The 20,428-nt window shown below is 65.0% G+C and carries 19 protein-coding genes and 1 riboswitch; of the genes, 7 read left to right on the plus strand and 12 right to left on the minus strand.

Going from position 1 to position 20,428, the window contains the following annotated elements; genetic code table 11:
• Window positions 1-15: 15 nt before the first annotated feature.
• Genes E3T51_RS01775 through E3T51_RS01790 form a run of 4 tightly spaced genes read left to right on the plus strand, consistent with a single transcriptional unit; the run spans window position 16 to window position 4,416 of the window.
• Window positions 16-1,833, plus strand: coding sequence for a glycosyltransferase (locus E3T51_RS01775; protein WP_134526694.1), 1,818 nt, complete (start codon window positions 16-18; stop codon window positions 1,831-1,833).
• On the plus strand, window positions 1,830-2,474 hold the full coding sequence (locus E3T51_RS01780) for a hypothetical protein (RefSeq protein ID WP_134526697.1): 645 nt from the start codon (window positions 1,830-1,832) through the stop codon (window positions 2,472-2,474). The genes E3T51_RS01775 and E3T51_RS01780 overlap by 4 nt, the downstream gene beginning before the upstream one ends.
• Window positions 2,471-3,097, plus strand: a complete 627-nt coding sequence (locus E3T51_RS01785; protein WP_134526700.1) for a hypothetical protein — start codon at window positions 2,471-2,473, stop codon at window positions 3,095-3,097. The genes E3T51_RS01780 and E3T51_RS01785 overlap by 4 nt, the downstream gene beginning before the upstream one ends.
• On the plus strand, window positions 3,094-4,416 hold the full coding sequence (locus E3T51_RS01790; RefSeq protein WP_134526703.1) for an O-antigen ligase family protein: 1,323 nt from the start codon (window positions 3,094-3,096) through the stop codon (window positions 4,414-4,416). Before E3T51_RS01785 ends, E3T51_RS01790 begins: the two co-directional genes overlap by 4 nt.
• Here the strand turns inward: E3T51_RS01790 and E3T51_RS01795 are convergent.
• The 9 genes from E3T51_RS01795 to E3T51_RS01835 are packed head-to-tail and all read right to left on the minus strand — an operon-like array spanning window position 4,413 to window position 14,845.
• Window positions 4,413-5,753, minus strand: a complete 1,341-nt coding sequence (locus E3T51_RS01795; RefSeq protein WP_134526706.1) for a hypothetical protein — start codon at window positions 5,751-5,753, stop codon at window positions 4,413-4,415. The genes E3T51_RS01790 and E3T51_RS01795 overlap by 4 nt on opposite strands.
• Window positions 5,754-5,764: 11 nt before the next feature.
• Window positions 5,765-6,892 (minus strand): glycosyltransferase, encoded by a 1,128-nt coding sequence (locus tag E3T51_RS01800; protein WP_134526708.1) that lies wholly within the window; start codon window positions 6,890-6,892, stop codon window positions 5,765-5,767.
• Window positions 6,889-8,157, minus strand: coding sequence for a glycosyltransferase (locus E3T51_RS01805; RefSeq protein ID WP_134526711.1), 1,269 nt, complete (start codon window positions 8,155-8,157; stop codon window positions 6,889-6,891). Before E3T51_RS01805 ends, E3T51_RS01800 begins: the two co-directional genes overlap by 4 nt.
• A complete protein-coding gene (locus E3T51_RS01810) occupies window positions 8,154-9,641 on the minus strand; it encodes an oligosaccharide flippase family protein (RefSeq protein ID WP_134526714.1) in 1,488 nt (495 codons plus the stop codon). Before E3T51_RS01810 ends, E3T51_RS01805 begins: the two co-directional genes overlap by 4 nt.
• A 7-nt stretch (window positions 9,642-9,648) precedes the next feature.
• A complete protein-coding gene (locus tag E3T51_RS01815) occupies window positions 9,649-10,788 on the minus strand; it encodes a DegT/DnrJ/EryC1/StrS family aminotransferase (protein ID WP_134526717.1) in 1,140 nt (379 codons plus the stop codon).
• On the minus strand, window positions 10,785-11,579 hold the full coding sequence (locus E3T51_RS01820; protein ID WP_134526720.1) for a NeuD/PglB/VioB family sugar acetyltransferase: 795 nt from the start codon (window positions 11,577-11,579) through the stop codon (window positions 10,785-10,787). Before E3T51_RS01820 ends, E3T51_RS01815 begins: the two co-directional genes overlap by 4 nt.
• Window positions 11,572-12,720 (minus strand): DegT/DnrJ/EryC1/StrS family aminotransferase, encoded by a 1,149-nt coding sequence (locus E3T51_RS01825; RefSeq protein ID WP_134526723.1) that lies wholly within the window; start codon window positions 12,718-12,720, stop codon window positions 11,572-11,574. Before E3T51_RS01825 ends, E3T51_RS01820 begins: the two co-directional genes overlap by 8 nt.
• Window positions 12,720-13,766, minus strand: coding sequence for a GDP-mannose 4,6-dehydratase (locus E3T51_RS01830; RefSeq protein ID WP_134526726.1), 1,047 nt, complete (start codon window positions 13,764-13,766; stop codon window positions 12,720-12,722). The genes E3T51_RS01825 and E3T51_RS01830 overlap by 1 nt, the downstream gene beginning before the upstream one ends.
• A complete protein-coding gene (locus tag E3T51_RS01835) occupies window positions 13,763-14,845 on the minus strand; it encodes a Gfo/Idh/MocA family protein (RefSeq protein ID WP_134526729.1) in 1,083 nt (360 codons plus the stop codon). Before E3T51_RS01835 ends, E3T51_RS01830 begins: the two co-directional genes overlap by 4 nt.
• 337 nt (window positions 14,846-15,182) lie before the next feature.
• Between E3T51_RS01835 and E3T51_RS17025 the strand changes: the two genes are divergently transcribed.
• Window positions 15,183-15,284 (plus strand): FAD-dependent oxidoreductase, encoded by a 102-nt coding sequence (locus E3T51_RS17025; RefSeq protein ID WP_255453205.1) that lies wholly within the window; start codon window positions 15,183-15,185, stop codon window positions 15,282-15,284.
• Between the two features lie 322 nt (window positions 15,285-15,606).
• Here E3T51_RS17025 and E3T51_RS01845 read toward each other — a convergent pair whose 3' ends face one another.
• Complete coding sequence (locus E3T51_RS01845) at window positions 15,607-16,491, minus strand: bifunctional methylenetetrahydrofolate dehydrogenase/methenyltetrahydrofolate cyclohydrolase (protein ID WP_134526732.1); 885 nt, start codon at window positions 16,489-16,491, stop codon at window positions 15,607-15,609.
• Between the two features lie 150 nt (window positions 16,492-16,641).
• Window positions 16,642-17,934: a serine hydroxymethyltransferase gene (gene glyA, locus E3T51_RS01850; protein WP_277613339.1), complete on the minus strand. Its 1,293-nt coding sequence runs from the start codon at window positions 17,932-17,934 to the stop codon at window positions 16,642-16,644.
• A 23-nt stretch (window positions 17,935-17,957) separates the two neighbouring features.
• Window positions 17,958-18,046: riboswitch (ZMP/ZTP riboswitch) on the minus strand.
• A gap of 124 nt (window positions 18,047-18,170) precedes the next feature.
• Here glyA and E3T51_RS01855 point away from each other — a divergent pair.
• Together E3T51_RS01855 and E3T51_RS01860 are read left to right on the plus strand one after the other, a co-directional pair.
• Window positions 18,171-19,328 carry an LLM class flavin-dependent oxidoreductase gene (locus E3T51_RS01855; protein ID WP_134526734.1) on the plus strand — a complete coding sequence of 386 codons (1,158 nt, stop codon included), beginning with the start codon at window positions 18,171-18,173 and terminating at the stop codon, window positions 19,326-19,328.
• 1 nt (window position 19,329) lies between these two features.
• Window positions 19,330-19,968, plus strand: a complete 639-nt coding sequence (locus E3T51_RS01860; RefSeq protein WP_134526737.1) for an FMN reductase — start codon at window positions 19,330-19,332, stop codon at window positions 19,966-19,968.
• Between the two features lie 102 nt (window positions 19,969-20,070).
• Here the strand turns inward: E3T51_RS01860 and mnhG are convergent, their stop codons facing one another.
• Entirely contained in the window at window positions 20,071-20,403 is a 333-nt protein-coding gene (gene mnhG, locus E3T51_RS01865; protein WP_134526740.1) for a monovalent cation/H(+) antiporter subunit G, read from the minus strand.
• Window positions 20,404-20,428 lie beyond the last annotated feature (25 nt).

Raw genomic sequence — 20,428 nt, forward strand, 5'->3', positions numbered from 1 at the left:
TAACGGGGAGTGGCTATGACCCTGATGGCAGGCCCCTGCGTGGCAGGGGATGTCGACGTGGATGTGGTCATTGTCACGTACAACAATGGAACCGAAATCGACACCGTACTGCACAGCCTGAAGGCTGGGGCTCCGACCCTGCGACTGCGTGTCGTCGTAGTCGACAACGATTCAACCGACGACACCCTGATCAAGCTGGCCGCCCACTCGGACGTACGAGTGCTGCACAGCGGGGGCAATCTCGGCTACGCCGCCGGGATCAATATCGCCCGCCGCGCGATTGGCACCTCACGGGCAATACTGATCCTCAACCCGGACGTCGAGGTGATGCCCGGCGCCATTGCCGCCCTCCACAGCAGAATGACGCAGACCGGGGCGGGGATCGTCGTGCCTCTCCTGCAAGACCTAGCCGGCGTGCGCCAGGCCTCGCTCCGCCGTGAACCGTCCGTAGCGCGCACTTTCGGCGACGCTCTTTTCGGGAATCAGCTCGGTCGTCGCCCTGGCTGGTTGTCGGAGATCGATCGCAGGGCGTCACACTATCGACTTCCCCGACCTGTGGAGTGGGCCACCGGCGCTGCCCTTCTCATCAATGGCGACCTGGCTGAACGCCTCGGGGACTGGGATGAACGCTATTTTCTGTACTCCGAGGAAACGGACTATTTTCGCCGCGCCCGCCGCGCTGGGGCCGTCGTCTGGTTCGAACCGGCGGCCATCATTCGCCACCGGCAGGGCGGATCGGGCGGATCATACGCTCAGACAGCACTGATGGCCGTCAACCGGGTACGCTATGCGCAGGTGTGGGGAACGCCAGCGCACGCCGCCTGGATTCGCGGTGCGGTCATGCTCCATGCCTGCCTGCGGCTGAACCAACCCGCCCAACGCCATACGGCCACCATTCTGGCTCGTCGCAGCCGTTGGCACGGCCTGCCTCACGCGACCCCGACCCGCGCCGCGAAGGTCGGCCCGATCGCCTCATCCAGCATCGAACACGTGCTGTTGACCCGATTCAACCTGCCCTCCGCTGGACCGGAACGAGTGATTCGGGCACAGGAAGGCTGGCTGGCTGAGCGGATCATCCTGTTCGAGCGCTACTGCGTTCCATCCGTTCGCTCCCAGACCAACCAGAACTTCACCTGGATCATCTATTTCGATCCCGAAAGTCCAGCCTGGCTTCGGCAACGTGTGACCGCTCTTCAGGCGGATGGCGTGTTTCGTGCCGTGTTTCGCTCCTCGGTGAGCCGAGCTGAACTCATTTCTGATATTCGCACCGTAGTGGGTCGAAAGCGCGATGTACTCATCACCACCAATCTGGACAACGACGACGGCCTTGCCACAGATTTCGTGGACCGAGTGCAGCAAGCGGATGTCCCCCAGCACCGTGCTGCCGTCTACCTCACGAACGGCCTCATAGTGAGTCGGAACCGTGTCTACCTGCGGCGGGATGCACATAATGCCTTCTGCTCCGTGTGGGAAAACTGGGACGACCCCGTTTCCTGCTGGGCGGGCTGGCACAACCGCCTGGGCGAGTCCATGCCCGTTATCGAAATCGATGGCGCACCCGGCTGGCTCCAGGTGGTGCACGGCTCGAACGTCAGTAATCGGGTGCGCGGTCGGCTTGTATCTCCGCTGCCATACGCCCAATTATTCGGGCCTCGACTCAACGTGCTCACCGTGCCCGCGCATCGCCGGATGCTCATCGACCATCTGATCTCGGTGCCAACCAGAATCACAAGGGAGGCACTGCGCGCCGGGGTCAAATGGGTGGCTGTACGGCTCTTTGGCACGGCGGGACTGGCCGATATCAAACTCCGGTTCGTTCGGTGGGTCCGTTGACGACTCGCGACCTGCTGCAGATTCTCGCGCGACGGTGGTACGTCGTGATGGTGGTGCTCATAGGGACCGGCCTCCTGTATGCCACCCTCGCGCGGCCCGGCTCATATTACAGCGAGGTTCAGGTTGTCTTCGTTGCCCCGGGAGATGTTGCCCTCGCGCCGTTCAACGACCAGCGGAGGGTAACCCTTGTCAGTTTCGCCTCCGCCATTGAGAGTGAGGTACACAACGGGCGCCCCACTAACCGGTTGGCCGAACGCGCCCCCCTCTTCGGTGCGGGGGTTGATCAGGGCTACCAGGTGCTCATGCCCAACCGCGGCGGACAGTGGCAATACAGCTTTCCAGATCCGGTGCTCACGGTTCGCGCCGTTGGACCGGATCCAGAGTGGGTCACGGCAACAGTTGACGGGCTCGTCACGCGCATCACCGCCCTGGTCGCGCACCGGCAGCAGAGCAACGGCGTGCCTATCGTCGACACAATTCACATCGAGCGGGTGCCCGATGAGACGAGTGCGAACTATGTCGGAAGCTCCACCGATGCCCGCGTCCGGGCATTGGTTTCACTCATCCTCGTTGGCTTCGCAGTGGCGGTATTCCTGGCCGTCACGATCGACCGAATATCGCAGAAAGTGCAATCGAAATGACCCTCAACAATTTTCTGGGCAGTCTGGCACGCCGCTGGCTTCTTTTGCTAGCGGCACTTGCGCTCACCGCAACCCTGTCTTTCGCCGCGTATTCCGCCGCACCCCCGAGCTATGAGCGCGCGGCGAGCATCCTGCTGATGCCGGGCACTCAGACTATTCCCGCCGGGGGAAACCCCTACCTCTATCTCGGCGGTCTCGGCCAGGCAAGTGAGGTTCTGGCGGCAGCCATGAACTCGAACTCGGTGCGACAAGATATTCTGCTCGGCCATCCAGGCGCGGAGATCTCCGTGGCTCGAGACCCGGCAAGCAGCGGCCCACTCTTGGCGGTATCCGTTTCGGGGCCGAGCGATGCGGCCGTGACCGCCGTGCTCGACCGGGCGCTGACGGCCATCTCCGAGACCTTGACCGCGCTCCAAAATCAAGCGGATGTGCCAGCAACGGCTCAGATCGACGCATTGCAACTCACCGGCGAGCCCACTAGCGTGCTAGTGCTCAAGGATCAGTTCCGGGTGGTGGCCCTGGTGGCGGTCGGCGGCGTGGCACTATCGCTGCTCGGGTTGGGTTTCATCGACGGGTTGCTCCTGTCTCGGCAACGCGGCCTACGCGCCAGCTCCCGCGAGTGAGCGCGTCGCCTGCCGCGATCCTGCGCATCTCCCGACGGCGAACGGACGGCCAGACTCGAGGTTTCGACGGCCTCACCGTGCTCACGGTTTACCTTGTGCTCCTCTTGGCGGTGCCGTCCAACCTCACCTTCACCGCGCTCGGGTCGGCCGGGCGGCCAGCATCCCTGTGGGCCCTGCTTGCTGGAATGTGGTGGTGCTGGTGGCAGGTGCAGCGCCATGCGCAATCGGGCTGGCGGCCGCAGCCCGTTCGACTCGCCGTCTTCGGTTTACTCATCATCGGCGCACTCAGCTACGCCACCGCTCTCTTGCGGGGGCTTCCAGCGGACGAAACGAATCCGGCAGACAACGGCATGTTGCGCCTGGCGGCGTGGGCTGGCATCCTGCTCGTGGCCAATGACGGCCTACGCACGGTCAAGGCATTGCACCGACTCCTGCGACGCATCACTTGGGCGGTGGCGGTTCTGGCCGTCGTGGGGATCGCCCAGTTTCTCACCGGAAATCCCCTGATCGACTGGATCTCCATCCCTGGAATGAGTTCCGACCTCGCAGTCCTGAACTCCCGCGGCGGTTTCACCCGAGCGTCGGCGACCGCCAGCCAGCCCTTGGAATACGGCTTGGTGCTGTGCCTGACGTTTCCCCTCGCCATCGTTTTGGCATTGGAAGACAGGACTCGTCACCTGATCGCACGCTGGCTTCCGGCTGTGATCATAGCTGTCGCCTCAGTTCTCTCGGTCTCTCGGTCAGAACTGGTCGGACTGCTCGTTGGCCTGGTTGTGCTCTTCCCCAGCTTCTCCGGGCGGGTTCGGCTGGTTCTCGGTGTTCTGGGCGTGACACTTGCCGGCATGATCGCTGTTTTGGTGCCTGGCCTGTTGGGAACAATCCGCGGGCTCTTCACGGGGATCGCGGCGGACCCGAGTACCCTCTCCCGGACGAACAGTTACGACACCGCAGTGGAGCTGGTGAGCAGGTTCCCCCTTGTCGGGAAGGGGTTCGGCACGCTCCTGGCCCGCTATCACATCTTCGACAACGAGTACCTGCTGCTGGCCATCGAACTCGGTCTTCTGGGGCTCGTCGCTTTTCTCACGCTTGTGATCACGGCGCTCCTCTCCGCCGGTCTGGCTCGCGAGCGCGCGACCACTCGGATCGACCGCCAGCTAGCACTGGCCCTGCTCGCGTCCACCCTGTCCGGGGCCGTCATCATGGCCTTCTTTGACGGACTATCCTTCCCGATGTCAGCGGGAATGCTGTTCCTTGTTCTGGGCCTCTGCGGTGCCGCACTTCGACTTTTCTCGAATGCCCGGGTACCGGAATCCGCTTAATCGATCTTGACGCGGTAGACGTGATAGCTGTATTCCTCGGAGAAAGTATCGCGGAAGCGCCCGGCAGAATCGATTGTGAGGGTGCGTCCCTCGCCCAGCACAGCAGCCGAAGATCCGTGCACGCTCGAGGGCAGCATGAAGGTTCGATCGCCCGGCACCGATGATCCGTCGATCATTGCGAAAACGTAGGCACACCCGTCGTGGCTTTTGAGCATGGTGTCCAGCTCGACACCGAAAGAATACTCGTATGACTGGGTGTTGATGACGCTGGCCAGCCCGTGAATTTGTGCGTTCACTTCTTTCACGGCCTCGACCTGGGCATTTCCGCAAAATTCCGGAGTCACTTGCGATTGCCGGAAGGCATTAACCGTCTGACACGACCCGCCCAGGCTCTGGTTGAAGTAGGCAATTCCGCGGGCCTCGTTAATTATGGAGCTCACCACTGCGCCCTTGAGTTGGCCCGGGTTGATGTTGTTCGTTGGCGGCGCTTCGGATGGACCGCCATTGAGGTTTTCCACCCACTGCCAGCGGGGCTGCATGTGGCCGTCGACGGCATCCTGTCGCGTTAGTCCAGTGGCAATTTTTCCGTAGCTCGACGCTGTGCGGCAATTGGACTGCTGCACCGGTTCGAGGTAGGCGTCCCGATACGGCTGCCAGTCACAATAGGGAATCGAGTACCAATACATGTCGACCGAGACGACATCGGTATACCCGTTCACGTACTGCTGCGCAACGCGCTGATCGAGGTCTGTCGACACCACCATCTGGGTGAAATTGGCGTACTTGAACCGGCCGTCATCGGGAATGGCATCGACAATTCCCTGCAGGTGCGCCTGTCCCTGTGCCGGGGTGAACCGGCCATCGACCTCATCGTCAAGAAAGCGACCCACCCAGTTTGCGCTGTCGTCGGCAAAACTATCATTCAGTTTTCCGCCGATCCAGAACACTCCGTTGTCGGCGAACAGGTGATAGGGGGTACCTTCCCACATGCCGCTGTAGGTGTTTATGCCCAACGATTTGTCATATTGCACTTCAGCATCAGAGCTAAAATTTCCGAACCAGGACACGATAGGAAAAAAGTTCGGGTCGCTCCAACCGGCAGCCTGCGCCTTCTCGAAATTATCCCAGTACGCGGGTCCACCCTCCCACGGAATGCGCGGCAGGGCCAAGGCTCCCGAGACCGGCTGCACCGAGTCGGGCCGCACCGGTTCGACCGTGTTGGCCTCCGATGTGCCCAGCAGCACGATGGGCAGCCCGACCGCAACGACGAGCGCAGACGAGACCGCGACGACTTTCCACCGGGAGCCTCGAGCAGACAATCTACGATAAATTCTCATATTCCATTCCTTCACGCCTGTACGCCCGAAACAAGAAGACCAAGCAACTGCCGAGCTCGAGCATTCCAACTATGTTGTCGGGCGAAAGCGATGCGCCTGGCACGGTCCGCGGGATCGGCCGGTCGCGCAAGGATCTCCCGCACCAGGCGCGCGAAATCCTGCGGGTCGCGAGCCACGGAGATCAGGTCGGTGTCGAGCCAGCGCACCGCGGCCAGGTCAGTGGACACGACGGGCAGTCCGGCAGCCAGATACTCGAGGATCTTGAGCGGGAAACTGGCCCGGTTGAACGGCGAGTCCGCGTACGGCGTCAGTCCAACGCCCATGCGGGCGAGCCGGGCAGGCAATTCCTCGAACGGCACCGGGCCGTGCCAGGTCACTCCCGGTCCGGCGAGGAGTCGGTCCAGTTCCATGCGTGTGGCGGCATCCCGGTCTGTTCGAGGACCGACTATATCCAGCGGTGTGCCGCCAGCCCGCACGGCCTCTAAAATTCCTACGTCGAGGCGTTCGTTGAGCTGGCCTACGAGCCCGGCACTCGCCGTTTCGGCCGCGGCGGGGAGCGCTCGATTCGGCTCGCAGCCGTTGGGCAAGATGAGCACGGGAACTCCGTAATCGCGTTCCAGCAGTGCGGCCAGTACGGGAGACACCGCGGCGACGACATCCGCCTGCCGCACATTGCGGGCTAGGAGTGCGCGCACCCGATGGATCGGCAGGCCCATCAACGCGGCTCCAGCCGGCCAGTCATCGGTCACGTACAGCACGCGAAGCCCCGGAACACCCACCGGGAACCCCTCCCTCGGGGAGGCGAGGACAACGGCCGTCGCTGAGGTCCCGGCCGCCGAGAGTGACGAGCGAATTCCGCGTGCGAGGAGCCGCGCGGTCACGGAACGTATTACCGGCCGGGAAGCGCCGGGCGGCGCGAGGGTCTGCAAACAGGTGACTCCGGGAGCCACTAGGGAACGTCCGGCTCGGTTCGTCTCGTGGGCGCCGACGCGCGTGCGGGTCAGCATGGAGAATGGAGGGTCAACCCAGAGCACCGGGGCCAGTGTCCCTAACGCGGTGACCAGACGGCGGTCGGTGCCGGCCACACCGGACCAGCGACTGCCGGGGATGTACACGACGACACCGGGGCCAGCCGTCACAGCGCATCCGTCGGGATCTGAAGCGACGACCGGGCGGAACCGGTGACCGGACGGGCGTTGAAATCGTCGGCGCGCTCGCGACCCAGCGCTCGCCGCACTCGTTTGGCCGCGTAGTAGCGAGCGTAACGAGCCAACCCTGCGGCGTCACCGGCAAGGGTCGGCAAAGTACCTGTGCTCTCGTCCAGCGCCGCCAGATAGTGACCCTCCTGGGACCTCGCAGCCCGCGTGACCGAGAAACGCTCCTCGACGAGAGTGCGGCCGAAATCGCCCAGGTCCCGTCGCCGATGTTCGTCACCGAGCACCTCGCGCAGGATGCCGGCCAGCGCCCCCGGCCCATCGGCGGTCGAGCGGCCAACTCCGTACCAGCCGGTCCAGAGGAAGTCCTGCACCGAGTCCGGAGTCAGGAGGCGCCAGAACCCGCGCTCACCCTGCACGACCAACGGTTTCGCGAAGGCCAGCGCCCGGAGGGCCGACCCACCCATACCGAGCGAAACATCCGCAGCAGCGTAGGCCGGCCGCGGATCGGCGAGCTGGCCGGTGAGCACGATCGTGCCCGCCCCGGCCTGGGCGTTGATCACACGAGCCTTCGCCTCCACCTCCCCGCGAGCCGGGCCGTCACCGACGAGCACGAGTCGGGTGGGCAGATCCCGGTTCAAAATCCCGACGGCATCCATGGCCGCCAGGGTTCCCTCGAGTTTGAGTTCGTGAGCAAAGCGCGTCACGGATACCACCGTCATCCGCCCGGCATCGAGGTGCCAGCGACGGCGGAAACCCGCCACTCCTGAATCGAAGCCCGGGCAGTTGAACGCCACATCGACGGGAGGTTCGAGCACCGCCACCCGTCGACGGCCGTTGCGCCGTTCTGCCGCCGCGATCTCGGCCGTGCCGACCAGGAGCGCTACGTTGCGGGGAATGAATGGCGGGACAGACATCGACATCACGGTGACAACGGCCGTGGCGCGGCTGCGGCGGGACGCCAACACCGTCTCGAGGGCCGGCGGCCACTCGTAGCCGTGCAGGATGTCGATGTGGCGTTCCTCGACCAGGGTCATCAGAGCTGCAACAACGCCGGGCGAGGGGCGCCGCCCAGGGCAGGGCGACTCCACGAACTCCAGTCCGAGTTCCTCGATTCGATCGTTCAAGGCCCCGGGCCGGCCGAAGATGACGACACTGTGCCCAAGGGCGGCAACCCCGGCAGCGAGCTCGACCGCATTGAGCTGGCTTCCGCCGAGACCGAGGTCGTGCGGGTAGACGAGGATCCTCATGACATGACACCGCCATCCGATCGCCCGGCCGGAGCCGGAATCTTACCCAGGCCGCGCAAGGAGCGGAGTGTTTCGCGCTCGCGATGGAGAAGCAACCCCATCACGGCGAGAGTGAGCAGGCCCGACGGCAAGGCGGCGATCAACGGGTTATCGATGAGCACTCCGGCCGTAAGGCCCGCACCCAGCACCAGCAGGCCCGCCGCCAGCGGCAGCCCGACCGGAGCGGCCATCTGCCGGATCAGGATCCCAGATCTCTTCAGTCGCACCAGGTAGAGCGGGAGCACCACGACCCCGGCAACCACGACCTGCGCGATGCCGATTCCGGCCAGCCCGAACCACAATGCACCGACGATGAGCGCCGGCACGAGGGCGGCCAGCCACCACAGCTGAATACCGAGAAGCGACCCGGTTTTTCTGAGTACGACCAGGAAGTCGTAGGCCAGCTCGAAAACAATCCGGAACGCTGCCAGCAGAGCCAGCCAGGTGAGAGCGACCGCTGCGGGCGCCCATTCATCGCCGTAGACAAAACGGACCACCGGGTCGGCGGCGCCGGCGAGGAAGAAGCAGACCGGCACCGCAGCGGCCGCGAGCACACGCAGGATGGCCCGGAATGCGAGGTTCATTTCAAGTTGGTCGTGTTGCAGACGCGAGAAGGCTGTGGGCGCCACGCTGCGCAGCGGCTGCGAGAACATACTGACCGGCCAGCTGGCAAGGTTGAACGCGAGCACAAAGAACCCCAACATCGTCGCGCCGAGAAGGTGGCCAGCCACGAGCTGGTCGGCGTAACCCACAAAAAAGACGATCAGGCTGGCCCCGGCCAGCGGCAGCCCGAACGAGAACAGGGCACTCGCTTTCCCTCGGTCGAAACCGAGCCGGTACGGCAGCGGCGAGAAAGCGAGGAACAACACGGCGGAGACCAAGGTTCCCGCGACGCGCCCGACCGCCAGGCTCATTGCGCCCCATCCCAGCAGGGCCAGCGTGACCGACAATACCGCGCCGATCCAAACGTTCACCTGGTCGATGATCATTCTGGTTCCCTGCCGGTACTCCCGCTGGAGCATGGCCGCTGGAGTCGCGACAATCCCGTTCACCAGCACGCTGAGCACCAGCAGCTGCACGACACCGGTGGCCTCAGGATCCCCCATCATGCCGGCGAACCAGGGCGCGGCGAGATAGCCACCGATGCAGAAGATTGCGCTGCCCACGAGGGAGATCGTGGTAACCGTCGGTGCGATCTCACGCGGGTCCCCCGGCCACCGCACGATCGCCAGGCTCACGCCAAACTCGTTGATACTCAGGATCGCTACGAGGGCGATGAACGCGACGGCATAGGTACCGAACTCTTCCGGCCCGAGGACACGAGCCAGGACGATGCCGATGCCAAGGGTGCCCAGGCGCGACACGGCCGTGTTGGAGAAGCTCCAGAACAGGGCCCGCGAGGCATTTGGAGCCTCCCGCAGTTTCTTGACACCCTGCCCGCCCATCACCGCTTCACCCGGCTGCGCGGGTGCCGGAGACCACGGCCGTGCTGCGCCCGATCGCCAGGGCCAGACGCTCGGCGACGTAGTCCTGCTGCGCGTGCGTCAGGCCGGGGTAGATCGGCAGGGACAGAATTTCGTTCGCCAGACGCTCGGCGACAGGGAAGGCGCCGGTCGCCGGAACTGGTCCGGCGAAAGCCGGCAGCAGCGGAACGGGCAGCGGATAGTGTATGCCGACGCCGATTCCCTCGGCGGTCAACTCGGCCAGAATACGGTCCCGGTCGGGCACACGCACCACATACTGGTGATAGACGTGCTCGTTGCCGGGGACGGTGCGAGGGCAGGTCACGCCCGAAAGCCCGGCGAGCAGGCCGTCGTAACGCTCGGCGAGGTGGCGCCGCTCCGCATTCCAGTCATCGAGGCGGGTCAGCTTGGCGGAAAGAACGACGGCCTGCAGGGAGTCGAGGCGGGAATTCGTGCCGACCTCCCAGTGCTCGTACTTGCGCACACCGCCGTGGTTGCGGAGCATCTTTACGCGCTCCGCGATGGCGTGCGAGGACGTCATCACCGCGCCGCCGTCGCCGTACGCACCCAGGTTCTTGCCGGGGTAGAAGCTGGTGCCCGCGACGTCACCGAGGGAACCGGCACGGCGACCGTGATAGCGGGCACCCTGCGCCTGCGCGGCATCCTCGATCAACGCCACGGACGGCCCCACGACGGCCCGGATCTCGTCGACCGCAGCCGTCTGTCCATAGAGGTGCACCGCAATGACCGCTCGCGTGCGGGGGGTCATCCGGGTACGTAAGTCGTGCGGATCGAGCAGAAAATCCTCGTCGCAGTCCGCAAAGACCACGGTGGCGCCAGCACGGAGAACCGCCTCGGCGGTAGCGACGAATGTGTTCGCCGGAACGACGACATCGTCGCCGGGACCGATCCCGGCCCCGCGCAGGGCCAACTCGATCGCATCCGTGCCCGTTCCAACACCGATGGCATGCCCGACGCCGCAATAATCGGCGAATGCCGCCTCGAATTCGCGGACGGCCGGGCCGAGGATGTAGCTGGAAGTGGCGATTACCCGGTCGAAGCCGGAGCGGATCTCATCGGCTACCTGGGCGTGCTGTAGCGAAAGGTCGAGCATAGGGACGGACGTCATTCGATTCCTCCAGTGGGCCAGGGTGCTCTAAGTACGGGTACGACAAGTGCCGGCAGTGTCGGTCTGGCTGCAGGTGGCACGGTGGTTGGTGGCACGGTGGTTGGTGGCACGGTGGTTGGTGGCACAGCAGCTGCCTCCGGCGGGAGCGGGTCACCCGCGGCCGCGCGGAGGCGGCGGGCTGGCACGCCCACCCACGTTTCCCGATCTGGCACATTCTCCAGCACGGCAGATCCCATTCCCAGTACCGCCCCCGGGCCGATGCGGACCCGTTCCCGCACGGCCGCGTTCATGCCGAGGTAGGCGCCGGAACCGATCGATACGTCGCCGCCGAGGGTGACCCCGGCGCAGAGCGTGACGAAGTCATCCACTCGGTCGCCGTGGGTCAGCGTCACCTGCGGCATCACAACGGTGTGTCGACCGAGAATAACGTCGGCGGTGAGCACGACGCCGGCGAGCACGATGCTGCCCGAGCCGATCCGGCAGCCCTCAGGTACCTCGACGCTCTGGTGCACGAGGGAAACGTAGCGGTCCTCCGTCACCCCGAGCGCGAGGAGCCTGTCGGCGATCCGTGCCCGTGCCTCGCCGCGTCCGACGCAGATCAGGACCCGCGCGGCCGGGTGACGCGTGACCTCGTCCAGGCTGCCGAGCACGGAAACACCGCCGACGGTGGTTCCGCGCTGCCCGGGGAGGTCGTCGAGGATGCCGATGGGGGCGTATTCCGGATGATTCCGGAGCAGTATGAGCACTTCCCGGGCGAGTCCGCTCGCGCCCACCAGCAGGAGCTCAGTCATGGCGGATCGCCCCTTCCAATTGCAGGGTTTCGATGATGCGCGCCTGGTCGTTCTCCTCAAGCTGGTGGTAGAGCGGCAAGATAAGGGTGGTGTCTGTCAGGTGGTCGGTCACGGCGAGGGACGCGTGCCCGGTATCCCGACTGCGGTAGGCCGGCTGCCGGTGCGCGGCCATAATGCCGCGGCGAGCCGAAATGTTTGCTGCCGCAAGCCGCACAAGCAGTCCGTCCCGGTCGAGGGGATAGTCCGACCCGACCTCGACCCAAAAGGACTGGAAGTTCGTCGTTCCCCAGCTCGGATCTTTGATCACGCGCAGGCCGGGAATTTCGGCGAATGCCGCCTGATAGCCCGCCGCGATCTCTCGGCGCCGTTTTACGATGGCGGGCAGTCGGCCCACCTGAACAATTCCGACGGCTGCCTGCAGGTCGGTCATTCGAAAGTTGAATCCGATTTCCCGGTATTCCTCGGGCGGCGAGAGCACCGAGGCATGCCGGTCAGTGGCCGAGACACTCATTGAATGCTCCCGGAGCTGGCGGGCACGCTCGGCCCACTTCGGTCGAGACGTGGTGAGCATGCCGCCCTCGCCCGTCGTGAGGATCTTACGCGGGTGGAACGACCACGCAGTCAGCTCGGCGCCGGCTCCCACGGGGCGTCCCTGGTACGTGGAACCCGCCGCGCAGGCCGCGTCTTCGATCACCACGATCCCGAGGGGATCACAGAGCGCCCGAATGGGCACCAGGTCAACGGGCATACCGCCCTGGTCAACCACGATGACCGCCCGGGTCGCGGGAGTGAGAGCCTCCCGAACGGTCTCGGCGGTCACGTTGCCCGTGGTCGCATCGACGTCGCAGAAGACCGCGCGCGCGCCGACATACGACGCTGCGTTCGAGGTGGCGATAAAAGAGAAAGAAGGTACGACCACGTCGTCACTCGAGCCGATTCCGGCCACAACGAGCGCGAGGTGCAACGCTGTCGTGCAGTTGGACGTCGCGACCGCGAACGGAATCTGCATTGTGCGTGCATAGAGTTTTTCGAAGTCCGCCACCCGGGGGCCCTGGGCCACCCAACCGGATTCGATCACCGCAGTCACCGCCGCGACCTCCTCCGCGCCCATCCAGGGCTTCATCACGTTGATTCGGGACATCACACGGCTTCCAACGCAACCCAGTTGCGGTCTTCCATGAGCTCGACTTGATCGGGGTTGTCCGCGGCAGACGCCCGAAACCAGGCCACGAGCTCGGCGACACCACGTTCGAAGGGGACGGTCGGTGCGAAGCCGGTCAGCGACATCATGAGCGTCGGGTCGCCGAGCAGTCGCCGCACGTCGCCCGGGCGGGCGCTGTCGTGCACGGGCAGCAGGTCTGGGCGTTCGACGGCGAGGGCCACAGCGGCACACAGGGCGTTCATCGTGACCTCTGCCCCGGAGCCCAGGTTCAGGGTTTCGCCGGCCAGTCCGGAACCCTGCGCGAGCAGGGCAAGCGCCGTCACGGTGTCGAAGACGTGCATAAAGTCTCTTGTCTGCTGCCCGTCGCCGAAGATCACCGGGCGGTGGCCGGCGAGCAGCCGAACGATTGTGCGGGGCAGCACCTCACCACTGTCCCCCGCAAAGTGGCTTCGGGGACCGTAGGTGTTGAAGGGGCGCACCACGACGGTGTCCATGCCATAGGTGCGAAAGAATGCTCGGCTGGAGGCCTCGCCTGCCAGTTTGCTCGCGCCGTAGACCGTTTCAGGCCAAGTGGGGTGCCGTTCGTCCATGGGCACGTACTGGGCAGTGCCGAAGACCTCGCTCGTGCTGACATAAATGAAACGACGGATGCCTTCGGCGCGAGCGCTACAAAGCATCAACAGGGTTCCGCGCGCGTTCACGTCGTGGTTCTCAATTGGATCGTGCAAACTGTGCCGCACACCCAAACAGGCAAGGTGATACACGATGTCAATACCGTGCAGAGCTTTCTCGCGGACCACATCGTCGCGAACATCGCCCACGACCAGGGTGAAGCGCTCATTGGCATTCTGACCGACCAGGTTTTCGTGATTGCCGTTGGTGAGGTTGTCAAGAGCACGAACTTCAGCAGCCCCTTGGGCGAGGAGAGTATCCACGAGGTGGCTCCCGATGAATCCCGCACCGCCGGTGACGAGAATGCGCAGGCCGCTGAGGTTGTCAGCCTGTGCCCGGTCTAGGCCGCTCACAGCACTACCGCCGTACGGCCGACGTCCAGTGCTGGCGCCCCGTTTTCGGTCAACAGACTCAACTTGCCCTCATTCGCGAGGCTGCGACTGGCCGCTTCGAGTACGGCGAGCACGCGCAGACCGGCCTCGCCGTCGGTACGAGCGGGGCGCTGCTCACGGATGCTGGCCGCGAACTCTTCCGCCATCACGGCGAGCGCCTCCCGTTCGGACAGTGCCGGCGACCAGGTGTCGCCAAGGCGGTAAGACACCATCGAGGCGGCGCGGTCGATGCCATCAACGCTCTGCTGGGTGAGGTCCACCCCGCGGTCGTAGACGCTGAGGCGCTGCTGTGGGTTGAGATCGTCCCAGACGAGGGTGCGGGTGGTGCCACCGATGACCATCCGGCGGATCTTGGTGGGGCTGAGCCAATTCACATGCACATGTGCAATCGCCTCGTTGGCCAGCGGGATGGTCAGGTAGCCGATGCAGGCTTTTCCGGCCCCGAGCGGATCGGCTCCCTGGGCGGCGACGCCGGTGGGACGCAGCCCGCCAGGCAGCAGGAAGTCGATGATCGACAAGTCGTGTGGGGCGAGATCCCAGAACACATCGACGTCCGGCTGCACGAGACCAAGGTTGATCCGAACCGAGTCGATGAACAGGATATCTCCGAGTGCGCCTTCGCGCACGAGTTCCCGCATTTTCAGCACCGCCGGCGTATAGCAGTACGTGTGGTCAGCCATAAGGATCAGACCCGCGGCAGCGGCCGTTCGCACCATGTCTTCGCCGCGTTCAGCGGTGTCAGCCAGCGGCTTCTCCACCATGACGTGCTTGCCCGCCGCGAGGGCGGCACACGCGATCTCGTGATGTGTGGCGGCCGGTGTGGCGATCGCCACCGCATCGATATCGTCGGCGGCAAGAAGCTCATTGAGCGCGGTGACAACTCGAACACCGCCATGTCGATCCGCAACGAGCTGGGCTCTCTCCCGATCTCGGTCGCAGACGGCGACCAGGTCCCAGTCCGGGCTGGCATCGAAATTTCGGGCCAGGTTTGGACCCCAGTATCCAGCGCCAATCACGGCGATTCGTAGCTTTGCGATGATAAATGCCCACCTTGTCGAGTTGTGTGCGGGGAAGTTGGAGCAGCAGCCCCGTCGCTTCGTTACGCGGGAACAACCTCATGACTGTGACGCGTGGACAACCGTCGCATGCATGCTGGCAACAAGTCGAACTTTACTCACGACTGAACCTTGGCATAGGGCGCCGCGTGAGCGCATGCCCCCGAAGAGGGGTGCGTCGAAGCGCACTGAGACATTCCACACTCAGCTGTTCGTCAGTTGCAGCGGATGATCCGGACGCCTTCGGATCGGATCCGTTGGGGTCTACTGGCGGCGCTGCCCGACGCTGAAAGAAGCATCCATATTCAAACGTCGCGTCTCGATCGTCGGTGGAGGTATCGTCGGTTTGGCTGTTGCCGATCGGCTGGCCCGACGAGGAGCCGAGGTCATTCTCTTTGAGAAGGAGTCGCGCCGGGCTCGATGACAGCGCGCATGTGGGAGTAGACCTGCTGATCAATTGCGCCGGCCTAGACAGGGATCGAATCGCGCTGCGCGCCGGGCTGACACCCTCGATGCGGTCACCAGCCCGGGTTTTTTCAATCTAGCACGGAGTAACGTTCGCACCGGCGCGCAGGGGTCGCTCGATCATTCTCGAAACAGTTGTTTGCCGCCAGCCTGGCCCGCCTGGTGCCGAAATCACCAGCCGCCACAAGCGCCCTCGAGATCGCCCGGCACGGTCACAGAGCTCTCGCGACTCAGCTGAGTCGGTTTGCCGGGGCGAACCCGCGCCGTTTGGAATCTGCTCGCTAGGCCAAAAGGGACTGCTCGGCGGCCTTGACCACGTTGGAGAGCAGCATGGCGCGGGTCATCGGCCCGACTCCGCGCGGGTTGGGCGAGAGGTGCCCGGCGACGGATGCCACGTCGGGGTGCACGTCGCCGGTCAGTCGGCCCTTGCCGGTGAGCGGGTCCTGCACCCGGGTGATTCCCACGTCGAGCACGGCGGCTCCCGGCTTGATCCAGTCGGCCTGAATCAGGTGCGGCACGCCAACGGCGGCCACGACGATGTCGGCGCGGCGTACCTCCCCGGCCAGGTCGACCGTGCGCGAATGGGTCAGGGTGACCGTCGCGTCGAGGCCCTTACGGGTGAACAACAGGCCGAGCGGACGACCGACGGTGAGGCCACGGCCCACCACGACGACCTTCTTGCCCACGATCGGTACATCGTAGCGGCGCAGCAGCTCGACAATGCCGGCCGGGGTGCAGGGCAACGGGGAGCGCAGCTCGCCCTCGATGCCGAGCACGAGCCGACCCAGGTTGGTCGGGTGCAGCCCGTCGGCATCTTTTGACGGGTCGATGAGTTCGAGCATGGCGTTCTCGTTGTGGCCGACCGGCAGCGGCAGCTGGATGATGTAGCCGGTCACTTCACGGCTGTTGTTGAGGTCCTTGATGGCGGCACGTACATCCGCCGAGGTCGCCGAGCCGGGAAGATCGATGCGCAGCGATCCGATACCAACCTCGGCGCAGTCGCGGTGTTTGCCCGCAACGTAGGTCTCGGAGCCCGGGTCATTGCCCACGAGCAGGGTGGCCAGACCCGGCACCACACCGTGCGAGCGCAGGGCAGCGATGCGACCCCGCAGCTCAGCTTTGATGTCGGAGGCGGTCTTGACCCCGTCGAGTGTGATTGCCGTCATCATGGTTCCCTCGTGTTGTCGATCGGTTCAGTTCGCTCGCTTGCAGGAACGGGGCCCGGGCCCCGTTCAGCGGTGATGACCGGGCACCGGCGCGCGTTGGGCGTGAGCAGATGCCGCCGGCCCAGCCTGCGGCATCCGCTCACGAGAAAGCTACTGCTGCAGGCCGGAGTACAGCGGGAACGCCTGGGTGAGTGCGCCGACGCGGGCGCGGAGCGCAGGGATATCGGCGCCGGGCTTGAGAGCCTCGGCGATGACGTCGGCGACCTCAGTGAACTCCACGTCGCCGAATCCGCGGGTGGCGAGGGCCGGCGTGCCGATGCGGAGGCCGCTCGTGACCATCGGCGGGCGCGGGTCGAACGGAACCGAGTTACGGTTCACGGTGATCCCCACCTCGTGCAGGGCATCTTCGGCCTGCTGGCCGTTGATCTCGGAGTGGCGCAGGTCGGCGAGCACGAGGTGCACGTCGGTGCCGCCGGTGAGCACGTCAATGCCGTGTGCCCGCGAGTCGTCGGCGGTGAGGCGATCAGCGAGGATGCTGGCACCGCGCAGCGTGCGCTCCTGGCGTTCCTTGAACTCGGGCTCGGCGGCGAGCTTGAACGCGGTGGCCTTGGCGGCGATCACGTGCATGAGCGGCCCGCCTTGCTGGCCGGGAAACACGTTGGAGTTGAGCTTCTTGGCCAGGGCCATGTCGCGCGACAGGATGAAGCCAGAGCGCGGGCCGGCGAGGGTCTTGTGCACGGTACTCGACACGACGTCGGCATAGGGAACGGGCGAGGGGTGCAGGCCGGCGGCAACGAGACCGGCGAAGTGGGCCATGTCGACCCAGAGCAGCGCGCCGACCTCGTCGGCGATGGCGCGGAAGGCTTCGAAGTCGAGGTGACGCGGGTAGGCAGACCAGCCGGCGATGATGACCTTCGGCTTGCTCTCGAGCGCCTTGTCGCGCACGACGTTCATGTCGACGCGGAAGGTCTCCGGATCGACGCCATAGGCGACCGGGTTGTACAGCTTGCCGGAGAAGTTCAGTTTCATGCCGTGGGTGAGGTGGCCACCGTGGGCCAGCTCGAGGCCGAGGATGGTGTCTCCGGGCGTGGCAATGGCTGAGAGCACGGCAGCGTTGGCGGTCGCGCCGGAGTGCGGCTGCACGTTTGCGTAGGCGGCACCGAACAAACTCTTGGCCCGATCGATGGCCAGCTGCTCAGCGACATCGACGTATTCGCAGCCGCCGTAGTAGCGGCGCCCCGGGTAGCCCTCGGCGTACTTGTTGGTGAGCACCGAACCCTGCGACTGCAGCACGGCACGCGGAACGAAGTTCTCGCTCGCGATCATCTCGAGGTAGTCGCGCTGGCGGCCGAGCTCCTGCGCGAGCACGGCGGCGATCTCGGGGTCAACGACCGAGAGCGGTTCGTTGAAGGTTGACGTCAAAGCGGTGGCGGAATCAGGCACGGAGTTCTCCTTATATAAATGGATGTTGCGGCCCAGGCGTGCGGCCACTAACCGTGTCAGTCGCTCCCCGATGGTGACCCATCTTCGTGCTACGCCAGTTGCGACTCCGCCAGCATATCAGCGGATGCCGTCGGTCCCAACATCCGCTCGCGAATCTCCAGCAGCCGGGAATAGCGGCGGGCGGGTGGCCGTTGTCATGGATATACATGCACACGCATTGAAATTTGGAGGATGGCATGCAGTTCGGAATCTTCACCGTCGGGGACAGCACCACCGATCCCACCACGGGCGACACCCCCACCGAGAACGCCCGGATCAAGGCCATGCTCACCATTGCGCAGAAGGTCGAGGAGGTGGGCCTCGACGTCTTCGCGACCGGCGAGCACCACAACCCGCCGTTCGTTCCGTCATCGCCGACGACCATGCTCGGCTACATCGCGGCGAAAACCGAACGGATCATCCTGTCCACTGCGACGACGCTGATAACGACGAGCGACCCGGTGAAAATCGCCGAGGATTTCGCCATGTTGCAGCACGTCGCCGACGGCCGCGTGGACCTTACGCTCGGCCGCGGAAACACCGGCCCGGTCTACCCGTGGTTCGGAAAAGACATCCGTGAGGGCATCCCGCTGGCCCTGGAGAACTACGCCCTGCTCCGCCGGCTTTGGCGCGAGGATTTCGTCGACTGGGAAGGCCAGTTCCGCACCCCACTGCAGGGGTTCCAGTCCACCCCGCGGCCACTCGACGGTGTGCCGCCCTTTGTCTGGCACGGCAGTATCCGCAGCCCCGAAATCGCCGAGCAAGCCGCCTACTACGGCGACGGATTCTTCTCCAACCACATTTTCTGGCCCGCCTCGCACACCGCGAAAATGGTGCAGTTTTACCGCCAACGCTTCGAGCACTACGGCCACGGCACCGCGGCACAGGCCATCGTCGGACTCGGCGGCCAGGTGTTCATGAGTAAAAACTCCCAGGACGCCAAACGTAGGTTCCGCCCCTACTTCGACAATGCGCCGGTCTACGGCAATGGCCCGAGCATGGAGGACTTCACCGCACAGACCCCGCTCACCGTGGGCAGCCCGCAGGAAGTCATCGACCGCACCCTCGGTTTTCGGGACTACGTCGGTGACTACCAGCGCCAGCTTTGGCTGATGGACCACGCCGGCTTGCCGCTGAAAACTGTACTTGAGCAGCTCGACCTGCTCGGCGAAGAGGTCGTGCCTGTGCTCCGCCGCGAGTTCGCGAAGAACCGCCCGGCCGACGTGCCAGAGGCCCCGACCCATGACTCCTTGGTGATCGCCGGTGCCACCCGAGTGAGGGATGCCACCCTCGCGGTGATCCACGACAACCTCGACACCGCCGCCGCAATCGCTCCCGGCACGACGGGAGCCTGAGTTGGCCGAGCGCTCCCTGGCGGTCGTATCCGCAGGCCTCAGCCAGCCGTCATCCACTCGTCTGCTGGCCGATAAACTCGCCACCGCCACGGTAATGCGTCTCCAGGACGAGGGTGTCACGACCCGGGTGGTGACCTACGAGTTGCGCGACTACGCGCAGGACGTGATGAACAACATGCTCACCGGGTTCGCCAGCCCGCGCCTGGAAACGATGATCGAGGCCGTCACTACGGCCGATGGCCTGATCGCCGTCACCCCGATTTTCACGACCAGCTACAGTGGCCTGTTCAAGTCTTTCTTCGATGTGATCGACAATCGTTCCCTCACCGACCAGCCGGTTTTGATCGGCGCCACCGCCGGCACTGCCAGACACTCACTGGCCCTCGACTACGCCCTGCGCCCGATGTTGACCTACCTGCACGCCGTCGTGGTGCCCACCTCCGTGTTCGCCGCTTCCGAGGACTGGGGCAGCGGCCATGGCGGTCTCGACAGCCGACTGGCGACCCTGCCGGCCCGCATCGAACGCGCTGCCGGTGAACTTGCCGCCCTGGTCGCCTCCTCCGACCGTTCCAGCCGTGTGCGCGACCCGTTCGAGCTGCCAGCCAGCTTCAACCCCGCCGGCTTCAACCCCGCCGGCTAACCTTCGGCTCGCTAGCAGGGCTCGCGGCACTCGTTGAGGAAGCAGGCACCCCGAGGTAGAGGTGCCGTCATCCCCCATCAGTGCCGCGAGCGATGCCGCCGGTCAGCGGTTCTTTAGCTCGTCGACGATGAGCAGGTCGGGCCGCAGGTGTTCGGTCTCGTAAGCGGCCCGGCCCACGAGGTGCGCGGCCATCGGCGCTGTCAGGGCTTGGAAGACGACGATCGCGACAACGAGGGTCACTGTGCCGACGGAGAAATTGTTGATCGCGACATCCGCTGTCACGGCCAGGAGACCGAAGATCTGCGGCTTGGTCGCCGCGTGCAGGCGCGACAGAACGTCGGGAAAACGGATGAGTCCGATTCCGGCGGCGAGGCACATGGTCGCGCCGGCGAGCACGAGAATCGCCGTGAGCACATCATGCAGCACGGCACTCATTCGTGCACCTCGCGTCGGGTCGGGT

It is taken from the genome of Cryobacterium serini (assembly GCF_004404025.1).
Taxonomy (GTDB): domain Bacteria; phylum Actinomycetota; class Actinomycetes; order Actinomycetales; family Microbacteriaceae; genus Cryobacterium; species Cryobacterium serini.